This window comes from Cellulomonas sp. (genome assembly GCF_017744555.1).
Taxonomy (GTDB): domain Bacteria; phylum Actinomycetota; class Actinomycetes; order Actinomycetales; family Cellulomonadaceae; genus Cellulomonas.
On the sequence record NZ_JAGIBD010000008.1, the window covers coordinates 52,443 to 63,945 of the forward strand.

Annotated in this window: 5 protein-coding genes; all 5 read left to right on the forward strand. The window is 72.1% G+C overall.

Annotated features, from left to right (window positions below; translation table 11 throughout):
• Window positions 1–30 precede the first annotated feature (30 nt).
• The 5 genes from gltB (at window position 31) to J7523_RS07515 (ending at window position 11,501) form a co-directional block, all read left to right on the forward strand.
• Entirely contained in the window at window positions 31–4,602 is a 4,572-nt protein-coding gene (gene gltB, locus J7523_RS07495; protein WP_291884320.1) for a glutamate synthase large subunit, read from the forward strand.
• Entirely contained in the window at window positions 4,595–6,055 is a 1,461-nt protein-coding gene (locus J7523_RS07500; RefSeq protein WP_291884322.1) for a glutamate synthase subunit beta, read from the forward strand. Before gltB ends, J7523_RS07500 begins: the two co-directional genes overlap by 8 nt.
• 96 nt (window positions 6,056–6,151) lie before the next feature.
• Complete coding sequence (gene pyk / locus J7523_RS07505; protein WP_291884325.1) at window positions 6,152–7,588, forward strand: pyruvate kinase; 1,437 nt, start codon at window positions 6,152–6,154, stop codon at window positions 7,586–7,588.
• A 155-nt stretch (window positions 7,589–7,743) separates the two neighbouring features.
• The gene (locus tag J7523_RS07510) at window positions 7,744–10,026 is read left to right on the forward strand and encodes a P-loop NTPase fold protein (RefSeq protein ID WP_291884326.1); all 2,283 of its coding nucleotides are present in this window, start codon (window positions 7,744–7,746) and stop codon (window positions 10,024–10,026) included.
• Window positions 10,023–11,501, forward strand: a complete 1,479-nt coding sequence (locus J7523_RS07515) for a basic amino acid/polyamine antiporter (protein WP_291884328.1) — start codon at window positions 10,023–10,025, stop codon at window positions 11,499–11,501. The genes J7523_RS07510 and J7523_RS07515 overlap by 4 nt, the downstream gene beginning before the upstream one ends.
• Window positions 11,502–11,503 lie beyond the last annotated feature (2 nt).

Here is an 11,503-nt window from a genome sequence, read left to right on the forward strand (position 1 = left end):
GGCCCCCCGGGGTCCGTGAGGACGGTGCTGATGTCGACGTCGCCCGTGAGCCCCGACGCACCCGCGTCGGCCGCCCCGGTGAGGCAGGGTCTCTACGACCCGTCCGCCGAGCACGACGCGTGCGGTTTCGCGTTCGTCGCCACGCTGCGTGGCACCCCCGGCCGTGACATCGTCGACGCCGGTCTCACCGCGCTGCTCAACCTCGACCACCGCGGCGCGGTCGGCGCCGAGGAGGACAGCGGCGACGGCGCCGGCATCCTCACGCAGATCCCCGACGCGTTCCTGCGTGACGTGGTCGACGCGGACCTGCCCCAGGCGGGCTTCTACGCGATCGGCATGGCGTTCCTGCCCGTCGACGAGGCCGAGCAGCGCACGGTGGTCGCGGCGATCGAGTCGATCGCGGCCGAGGAGAAGCTCGACGTCCTCGCGTGGCGCGACGTCACGGTCACGGCCGACCTCGTCGGTCCGACGGCGCGCGCGTCGATGCCCGTGTTCCGCCAGCTCGTCGTCGCGGACCCGTCGCGGGAGCTGTCGGGGATCGACCTCGACCGGCGTGCGTACCGGCTGCGCAAGCGGAGCGAGCGCGAGCTGGGCGTGTACTTCGCGTCGCTCTCGTCGCGCACCATCGCGTACAAGGGCATGCTCACCACGGGTCAGCTCGAGCCGTTCTTCGCCGACCTGTCGGACCCGCGGTACGCGAGCGAGATCGCGCTCGTGCACTCGCGGTTCTCGACGAACACGTTCCCGTCGTGGCCGCTCGCGCAGCCGTTCAGGATGGTCGCGCACAACGGCGAGATCAACACGGTCCGCGGCAACCGGAACTGGATGGCGGCCCGTGAGGGCACGCTCGCGAGCGAGGCGCTCGGCGACCTGGCGCCGCTGCTGCCGGTGTGTACGCCCGGCGGCTCGGACTCGGGCAGCTTCGACGAGGTGCTCGAGCTGCTGCACCTGTCGGGCCGCTCGTTGCCCCACGCCGTGATGATGATGATCCCGGAGGCGTGGGAGAACCACGCCCAGATGGATCCCGCTCGTCGTTCGTTCTACGAGTACCACTCGACCCTCATGGAGCCGTGGGACGGCCCGGCGGCGATGACGTTCACGGACGGCACGCTCGTCGGCTCGGTCCAGGACCGCAACGGCCTGCGCCCCGGCCGGTTCTGGGTGACGGAGGACGGCCTGGTCGTCTGCGCGTCCGAGGCCGGCGTGCTCGACATCGACCCTGCGACCGTCGTCGCGAAGGGCCGCCTGGAGCCCGGCCGCATGTTCCTCGTCGACACCGGCAAGGGCCGGATCGTCGAGGACCAGGAGATCAAGGCCCAGCTCGCCGCGCAGCGCCCGTACGCCGAGTGGGTCCGCGACAACTCGGTCTACCTCGAGCAGCTGCCCGAGCGTGAGCACGTCGCGCACTCGGCGGCGTCGGTGCGCCGTCGTCAGCGCGCGTTCGGGTACACCGAGGAGGAGCTCAAGATCCTGCTCAGCCCGATGGCAGCCAACGGCGCCGAGCCGCTCGGCGCGATGGGTTCGGACACGCCCGTCGCGGTGCTGTCGAGCCGTCCGCGGCTGCTGTTCGACTACTTCACGCAGATGTTCGCGCAGGTCACGAACCCGCCGCTCGACGCGATCCGCGAGGAGCTCGTCACCGCGATCGGCGGCGCGATCGGCCCGGAGCCGAACCTGCTCGAGGACGGCCCGGAGCACGCGCGCAAGCTGATCCTGCCGTTCCCGGTGATCGACAACGACCAGCTCGCGAAGATCGTGCACGTCCAGAAGGAGCCGTCGCTCGGCTTCCGGGCGACCACGATCCGTGGTCTCTACCGTGCCGAGGGCGGCGGCGAGGCGCTCGAGGCCCGCCTCGAGGAGATCTTCGCGGAGGTCGACGCGGCGGTCGCCGACGGCGTGAGCTTCCTCGTGCTGTCGGACCGCAACTCGGACGCCGACCTGGCGCCGATCCCGTCGCTGCTGCTGCTGTCCGCGGTGCACCACCACACGCTGCGCCGGCACACCCGCACGCAGATCTCGCTCGTCGTCGAGGCCGGCGACGTCCGCGAGGTGCACCACGTCGCGCTCCTCATCGGGTACGGCGCGGCCGCGGTCAACCCGTACCTCGCGATGGAGACGGTCGAGGAGCTCGCGCGCAACGGCTACCTCGGCACCGTCGGCCCGCAGAAGGCCGTCGCGAACCTCATCAAGGCGCTCGGCAAGGGCGTCCTCAAGGTCATGTCGAAGATGGGCATCTCGACGATCGCGTCGTACCGCGGCGCGCAGGTGTTCGAGGCGATCGGCCTGTCGCACGCGCTCGTCGACCGGTACTTCACGGGCACCACGAGCCGGCTCGGCGGCATCGGGCTCGACGTCATCGCGGCCGAGGTCGCGGCCCGGCACGCCGACGCGTACCCGGCGAGCGGCAACCGGCTCGCGCACCAGCGCCTGGCGGTCGGCGGCGAGTACCAGTGGCGCCGTGACGGCGAGGACCACCTGTTCGACCCCGAGACGGTGTTCCGCCTGCAGCACTCCACCCGGACGCGGCAGATGGACATCTTCCGGCAGTACACGAGCCGGGTCGACGACCAGTCGTCGCGCCTCATGACGCTGCGCGGGCTGCTGTCCTTCAAGGAGGGCGTGCGCGAGCCCGTGCCGCTTGACGAGGTCGAGCCCGTGAGCGAGATCGTCAAGCGGTTCAACACCGGTGCGATGTCGTACGGCTCCATCTCGGCGGAGGCGCACGAGACGCTCGCTGTCGCGATGAACCGGATCGGCGCGAAGTCGAACACCGGTGAGGGCGGCGAGGACCCGGAGCGCCTGCACGACCCGGAGCGCCGGTCGGCGATCAAGCAGATCGCGTCCGGCCGGTTCGGCGTGACGAGCGAGTACCTGACCAACGCGGACGACATCCAGATCAAGCTCGCCCAGGGCGCCAAGCCCGGCGAGGGCGGTCAGCTGCCCGGTCACAAGGTGTACCCGTGGGTCGCGAAGACCCGGCATTCGACGCCGGGCGTCGGCCTCATCTCGCCGCCGCCGCACCACGACATCTACTCGATCGAGGACCTGGCGCAGCTCATCCACGACGCCAAGAACGCGAACCCGCGCGCCCGGATCCACACCAAGCTCGTGAGCGAGTTCGGTGTCGGGACCATCGCGGCGGGTGTCGCGAAGGCGCACTCAGACGTCGTGCTCATCTCGGGCCACGACGGCGGCACGGGCGCGAGCCCGCTCACGTCGCTCAAGCACGCGGGCACGCCGTGGGAGATCGGCCTGGCCGAGACCCAGCAGACCCTGGTGCTGAACAACCTGCGCGACCGCGTCGTGGTGCAGGTGGACGGCCAGCTCAAGACGGGCCGCGACGTCGTCGTCGGCGCCCTGCTCGGGGCCGAGGAGTTCGGCTTCGCGACCGCGCCGCTGGTGGTGTCGGGCTGCATCATGATGCGCGTCTGCCACCTCGACACCTGCCCGGTCGGCGTCGCGACGCAGAACCCGGAGCTGCGGGCGCGGTTCACGGGCAAGCCCGAGTTCGTCGTCACGTTCATGGAGTTCATCGCGCAGGAGGTCCGGGAGCTGCTCGCGCAGCTCGGCTTCCGCAGCCTCGAGGAGGCCGTCGGCCACGTCGAGATGCTCGACACGCGTGCGGCGATCGACCACTGGAAGGCCGAGGGCCTCGACCTCGGGCCGGTGCTCGCGGTGCCCGAGCCGGTGCCCGGCTCGTCGCTGTTCCACACGCAGGACCAGGACCACGGCCTGCACCGGGCACTCGACAACCAGCTGATCGCCCTGGCGCAGGACGCGCTCGAGCGCAGCGAGCCGGTGCGCATCGCCCTGCCGATCCGCAACGTCAACCGCACGGTCGGCACGATGCTCGGCCACGAGGTCACCAAGCGGTTCGGCGGTGCCGGCCTGCCCGACGACACGATCGACGTCACGCTGACCGGGTCCGCCGGACAGTCGTTCGGCGCGTTCGTGCCGCGCGGCGTGACCCTGCGGCTGTTCGGCGACGCGAACGACTACGTCGGCAAGGGCCTGTCGGGTGGGCGCATCGTGATCCGTCCCGACCGCAGCGCGGTGCTGCAGAGCGAGATCAACGTGGTCGCGGGCAACGTCATCGGCTACGGCGCGACCACCGGGCAGATCTTCCTGCGCGGCCTGGTCGGCGAGCGGTTCGGCGTCCGGAACTCCGGCGCGACGCTCGTCGTCGAGGGCGTCGGCGACCACGGCTGCGAGTACATGACCGGCGGCACCGTGCTCGTCCTCGGCCCGACCGGGCGCAACTTCGGAGCGGGCATGTCGGGTGGCACGGCCTACGTGCTCGACCTCGTGCCCGCGCTCGTCAACCTCGAGGCGGTCCGCTCCGGCGAGCTGTCCCTCGGCGCCCTCGACGACGAGGACGCCGCGGTCGTCGAGCAGCTCCTGCGCACGCACCACGAGGAGACGGGCTCGCCCGTCGCCGCGCAGCTGCTCGAGGACTTCGCGACGTCCCGGGCGCGGTTCACGCGCCTCCTGCCCACCGAGTACGCCCGCGTCCGCCGTGCGCTCGCCCAGGCCGAGGCCGACGGCCTCGACCCGGCAGCCCCCGGCGTGTGGGACCAGATCCTGGAGGTGGCCCGTGGCTGACCCCCGCGGCTTCCTGAAGGTCCGTGAGCGCGAGCTCCCGGCCAACCGCCCCGTCGAGGTGCGCCTGCGCGACTGGAAGGACGTGCACGCCCACCTCGAGGAGGGCCAGCCGTTCCTCAAGCAGCAAGCGGGCCGCTGCATGGACTGCGGCATCCCGTTCTGCCACAACGGCTGCCCGCTCGGGAACCTCATCCCGGACTGGAACGACCTGGTGTGGCGCGAGCAGTGGTCGGACGCGATCGACCGTCTGCACGCGACGAACAACTTCCCGGAGTTCACCGGGCGCATCTGCCCTGCGCCGTGCGAGTCGAGCTGCGTGCTCGGCATCAACCAGCCCGCGGTGACGATCAAGAACATCGAGGTCTCGATCATCGACGAGGCCTACGAGCGGGGCTACGTCACCCCGCAGGTGCCGCAGCGCCTCACCGGGCACACGGTCGCGATCGTCGGCTCGGGCCCGGCCGGCCTGGCCGCCGCGCAGCAGCTCACGCGCGCGGGTCACACGGTGGCCGTGTACGAGCGTGACGACGCCATCGGCGGTCTCATGCGGTACGGCGTGCCGGACTTCAAGCTCGAGAAGATCCACATCGACCGCCGGCTGGCGCAGATGGAGGCCGAGGGCACCCGGTTCCGTCCGGGCGTCGAGATCGGCCGCGACCTCACGTGGGCGCAGCTGCAGGCCCGCTACGACGCGATCGTCATCGCCACGGGTGCGACGGTCCCGCGCGAGCTGCGGGTGCCCGGCAAGGAGCTCGGCGGCGTGCACGTCGCGATGGAGTTCCTGCACCAGGCCAACGCGGTCGCCGCCGGGAAGACGGTCGAGAACCAGATCACGGCCGAGGGCAAGCACGTCGTCATCATCGGCGGCGGCGACACCGGCTCGGACTGCCTCGGCACCGCGCTGCGCCAGGGGGCGGCGTCCGTCACGACGCTCGCGATCGGCAAGCGACCGCCGGAGGAGCGTCCCGCGCACCAGCCGTGGCCGACGGACCCGATCCTGTTCGAGGTCTCGTCGTCCCACGAGGAGGGCGGTGCGCGCGACTACCTCGCGTCGACCGTCGAGTTCCTCGGCGACGGCAAGGTCGAGCGCCTGCGCCTCGCGACCACCGAGTACCTCTCGGACGGTCGTCGCGTGCCCACGCCCGGCACCGAGCGGGAGATCCCGGCGGACCTCGTGCTCGTCGCGATGGGCTTCACCGGACCCGAGACCGAACCGCTCACGGAGCAGCTCGGCATCGAGCTCACCGAGCGCGGCCTCGTCACGCGTGGCGACGACTTCGCGACCTCCGTCCCGGGTGTGTTCGTCGCCGGTGACGCGGGTCGCGGCCAGTCGCTCATCGTGTGGGCGATCGCCGAGGGCCGTGCGGCAGCTGCCGCCGTCGACACGTACCTGTCCGGCAGCACCGAGCTGCCGTCACCGGTGACCGCGTCCACCGTGGCGATGCGCCCGTAAGACCACCCCCCGACCTCGTCGCCCTACCGGCCGGCCCTGGGGGTCGGACGGGACGTTGGTCTGATCACGTAAACCAGGAAGGCATAGGCTCGTCCCATGCGTAGAGCAAAGATCGTCTGCACCATCGGCCCCGCCACGGAGTCCGCCGAACAGCTCCAGGCCCTCGTGGACGCGGGGATGGACGTGGCCCGCATCAACCGGAGCCACGGCGACACCGAGGCTCACAAGAAGGTCTACGACAACGTCCGGGCGGCCGCGAAGGCCTCCGGGCGTTCCGTTGCCGTCCTCGTCGACCTCCAGGGCCCGAAGATCCGTCTCGGCCGCTTCATCGAGGGCAGGCACGACCTCGCGGTGGGTGACGTGTTCACCATCACGACCGACGAGATCGAGGGCACCAAGGAGCGCGTCGGCACGACGTTCAAGGGTCTGCCGGGCGACGTGAAGCCGGGCGACCCGATCCTGATCGACGACGGCAAGGTCCTCGTGCGGGTCACCGCGGTCGAGGGCAACGACGTCGTCACGCGCGTCGAGGTCGCCGGCCCGGTGTCGAACAACAAGGGCCTCAACCTCCCCGGCGTGGCCGTGTCGATCCCCGCGATGAGCGACAAGGACGAGGCGGACCTGCGCTGGGCCCTCCAGATCGGCGCGGACATCATCGCGCTGTCGTTCGTCCGCAACGCGGCCGACTACGACGACGTGCGCCGGATCATGGAGGAGGAGGGCCGGATCGTCCCGGTCATCGCCAAGATCGAGAAGCCGCAGGCCGTCGAGAACCTCGCCGAGATCGTCGCGACGTTCGACGGCATCATGGTGGCCCGCGGCGACCTCGGCGTCGAGCTGCCCCTCGAGCAGGTGCCGCTCGTGCAGAAGCGGGCCGTCGAGCTGGCCCGCCGCAACGCGAAGCCGGTCATCGTCGCCACGCAGGTGCTCGAGTCGATGACCACGAACCCGCGGCCGACGCGCGCCGAGACGTCCGACTGCGCCAACGCGGTGCTCGACGGCGCGGACGCGGTCATGCTCTCGGGCGAGACGAGCGTCGGCGACTACCCGATCGAGACGGTCCGCACGATGGCCCGGATCATCGAGGCCACCGAGGAGCTCGGTCGCGAGCGCATCGCGCCGCTCGGCTCGACGCCGCACACCCGGGGTGGCGCCATCACGCGTGCCGCCGCCGAGATCGGCGAGGCGCTCGGGGTCAAGTACCTCGTGACGTTCACGCAGTCCGGTGACTCGGCGCGTCGCATGTCGCGGCTGCGCTCGGCGATCCCGCTGCTCGCGTTCACGCCGGTCGACTCGGTGCGCAACGTCCTGTCGCTCAGCTGGGGCGTGAACACCTACCAGGTGCCGCCGGTCGACAACACCGACCAGATGGTCAACCAGGTGGACGCGACGCTGCGCGCGAACGGTCTCGCCGAGGTCGGCGACTACGTCGTGGTCGTCGCCGGTACGCCCGTCGGCGTGGTCGGCTCGACGAACTCGATCGTCGTCCACAAGATCGGTGACGAGGAGAACCCGGGCGGCCGCGTCGCCTGACGCTCCGCTCGCCGTGCTTCGACGGGCCTCGGGGATTCGTCCCCGGGGCCCGTCGGCGTTCCCGTCCGCAGCCCACGAGCTCTCGCCCCTGGGTGCTCGCCGTCGGGAGCGAGCACACTGGTCGCGTCCAGGTTCGGTGACGGCCGGGGGAGACGGTGGCGGAGAAGTCCAGGGAGGCGCCCGTCGTCCAGCTCGTCCCCGGAGATGCCCTGGGACAGGCGGGCGAGATGCTCGTCGTCCCGACCGCGGGTCGTGGCGGAGTCGGTGAGCCGTGGTTCACGTACTTGCGGACGGTGGGCGCGGCGCCGCCGTCCGGGGTGATGCGGGCCGGGCAGGTGGTCCACCTGGAGGCGCCGACGGCGTCGGCCTTCCGTCACCTCGTGTACGCGGTGACCATCGACTCGTCCTCCGGTGGGGCGGACCCCGGCGTCATCGAAGGGATCGTCGCCTCGATCGCGAAGCTGGCCGCAGGGATCAAGGTGCGGTGGATCGTCGCGCCGTTGCTCGGCACCGGCGTCGGTGGGCTCGACGACGTGGTCGCGTGGCACGCGATGGAGCGAGGGTTCCTCGCGACGGCGGCGCGGGGCGCGGAGCTCAGCGTGGCGGTGCACGACCCGGTGCGGTTCGCCGCGCTGCTCGACGCGTCGGAGGGCTCGGCCGGCGGCGGTGCGGAGAGCGTCGAGCCGCCCGCCGGTGGTTCAGGGTCGGTCTCGATCGGCACGCTCGTCGACGTCGAGGAACCCGGCGGCCCCGCGTCGGCTGCCCGCGGTCCGGGCGCGCCCGGGCAGCACGGGGTGCCCGAGCCCCCGGCCCGCGGGGTACCCCACGAGGCGCCGGCGCCGCCCGCGTCAGCCGCCGGTCGGACCCGGCTGGTGCACGACCAGCCGGCGGGGGACGACGAGCTGGGCCGGATGAGCCTGGCGATCGAGGTCGCGTCGCTCGTCCGCGAGATGGGCCGGACGCACGACCGGCCCGAGGCGTTCGCCATCCACCTCGACGCGCCGTGGGGCGCCGGGAAGAGCACCCTCGTCGGGTTCATCGGCAGGGAGCTCGCCAAACCCGGGCCCGACGGGGAGACTGCGTGGACGGTGATCCCGCTCGACGCGTGGCGGTCGTCGCAGCTCTCGCCGGCGTGGTGGGCGGTGCTCGGCCATCTGCGGCGGGGTGTCGCGGACTCGCTCGACGGGTGGGGGCGGGTGCGGTTCGGGCTGCTGCGGACGTGGCGGACGGTCCGGCGGCTGTGGCGGATCTGGGTGCCGCCCGCGCTCGTCCTGGTGGTGCTCGCGATCCTCGCGCTGTTCACCGACGTCGCGGGGCTGATCCCGGTGATCACCGCACTGGTCGCCGTCGTGGTGGCGATCGGCGGCCTCGGGAGCCGGTTCCTCTCGCTCGGGTCGCTGCAGGGTGCGCGGGTGCACCAGCTGCTCAACGACAACCCGATGGAGGAGGTCGTCGACCAGATCTGGGCGATCCGTCGTGCGTCGCCCCGGCCCGTCCTGCTCGTGCTGGACGACCTCGACCGGTGCAACGAACGGTTCACCGTCGAGCTGCTCGACGCCGTCCAGACGCTGCTGCGGTCCGGACCCGAGGGGCGTGGACGCGAGGCGGCCACCATCCCGCCGGCGCTCATCGTGCTCGCCGTGGGCGACGGACGGTGGCTGCGGGCGGCGTACGAGAACGCGTACGCGGTGTTCTCCGACTCCGTGAGCGAGCCGGGGCGGCCCCTCGGGCACCTGTTCCTCGACAAGCTCTTCCAGCTGCGGATCGAGCTGCCGCGCCTGGACCGGTCGCAGGTCTCCCGCTACCTGGCGCGGCTGCTCGACGTCACGCGCGAGGTCGGACCGGTCGACGCCGGTGCGCTCGAGGAGAAGATCCGGGCGGCGCCGTCGGACACGGCGGGAGCGCACTCGCTCGACGAACGCATGTCGACGCTGCTGAGCGAGGCGCAGGGCCTGGGCGACGCGGAGCGGCAACGGCTCGCGGCCGTCGCCCTCGAGACGCGCCGGGCCGACCCGGCCCGCCAGGAGCGGCAGCGTCACCTCCTGGAGGAGTACGCGGACCTGCTCGAGCCGAACCCGCGCGCCACCAAGCGGTTCCTCATGGCGTACAACGTGGGGTTCGCCGCGCGTCTGACGGAGCTCGAGCCGCTGGACCCGCGCACGCTCGCGCTCTGGACGGTGCTCGCGACGCGCTGGCCCGCGCTGGCCGAGTGGGTCCGGGCCGAGCTGCCGCACGGTGACCTCACCCCCGTCGACGAGCCCGGGCACCCGAGCCTGCTGCTGCGCGAGCCGCAGGTGCAGGACGTCGTGACGTCGACGCTCGGCGGGCCGCTGGACCGGGACGCCGTCCTGCGCTGCTGCGGCCACCTCGTCCTGCGTGAGGTCGCCGACGCGGAGGGGTCGCACGCACGCACGGGACCGGACGGCGGGTCCCGGTGACGCGCACACCGGACGACGACGGGACGGCGGCCCCCGGCGACGTCGCTCCGACCGGCGTCGCGCCCGCGCGGGCGACGAAGGTCTCGGTCGCGACGCTCGCCACGATGGTCGTCGGCTCCATGGTCGGCGCCGGGGTCTTCTCGCTGCCGCAGCGGTTCGCGGAGGAGACGGGGGTCGTCGGGGCGCTGATCGCGTGGGCCGTCGCCGGCACGGGGATGCTCATGCTGGCGTTCGTCTTCCAGGACCTGGCGGTGCGCAAGCCGCAGCTCGACGCGGGCGTGTACGCGTACGCGAAGGCCGGGTTCGGCGAGTACCTGGGGTTCTTCTCGGCGTTCGGGTACTGGGCGAGCGCGTGCGTCGGCAACGTCACGTACTGGGTGCTCATCATGTCGACCGTCGGGGCGCTCGTCCCGGCGCTCGGTGCGGGGGACACGGTCACGGCGGTCGCGGCGTCGACCGTGGGACTGTGGCTCTTCTTCTTCCTGATCCGTCGCGGGGTGCGCGAGGCGACGTCGCTCAACCGGGTCGTGACGATCGCCAAGGTCGTCCCGATCCTCGTGTTCGTGCTGCTCACGGCGTTCGCGCTCGACCCGGCGGTGCTCGTCGCGAACCTGCGGGGCGCGGACTTCTCAGGGTCGCTGTTCGACCAGGTCCGGGGCACGATGCTCGTCACCGTGTTCGTCTTCCTGGGCGTCGAGGGTGCGAACGTGTACTCGCGGCACGCCCGGCGGCGCGAGGACGTGGGGCGGGCGACGGTGCTCGGGTTCCTCAGCGTGTTCGCGGTGTTCGCGTCGGTGACGATCGTGTCGTACGGGATCCTGCCGGCGAGCGAGCTCGCCGGGCTGCGCCAGCCGTCGATGGCCGGGGTGCTCGAGGCGGCGGTCGGCGGCTGGGGGAGCGCGTTCGTCAGCGTGGGTCTCGTCGTGTCGGTGCTCGGGGCGTACCTCGCGTGGACGCTGATGGCCGCCGAGGTGCTGTTCGTCGCCGCGAAGGACGACGACATGCCGCGGTTCCTGCGCGGCGTGAACACGGCCGACGTGCCCGTGCCGGCGCTGCTGCTCACCGCCTTGACCGCGCAGACGTTCCTCCTGGTGACGCTGCTGTCGCAGAACGCGTTCGACTTCGCGCTCAACCTCACGAGCTCGCTCGCGCTGGTGCCGTACCTGCTCGCCGCGGGGTACGCGTTCAAGCTCGCGCGATCCCCGGAGCGTCCGCGTGGCGGGGTGCTGCGCCGGGATCTCGTCGTCGGGGCGCTGGCGACGCTCTACACGGCGTTCCTGCTGTTCGCGGCGGGGCTGACGTACCTGCTGGTCTCCTTCGTCGTCTACGCGCCGGCGACCGTCCTGTTCGTCATGGCCCGGCGCGAGCAGGGTCGGCGGCTGTTCTCGCCGCGCGAGGTCGTCATCCTGGTCGTGTCGCTCGTGGGGGCCGTCGTGGGCGTGGTGGCGCTCGTGGCCGGCTGGATCCATCTGTGACC

What these genes read in the sequence shown, in the direction of transcription:
- gltB (WP_291884320.1), top strand. Translation starts at nt 31, where the DNA reads ATGTCGACGTCGCCCGTGAGCCCCGACGCACCCGCGTCGGCCGCCCCG.
- pyk (WP_291884325.1), top strand. Translation starts at nt 6,152, where the DNA reads ATGCGTAGAGCAAAGATCGTCTGCACCATCGGCCCCGCCACGGAGTCC.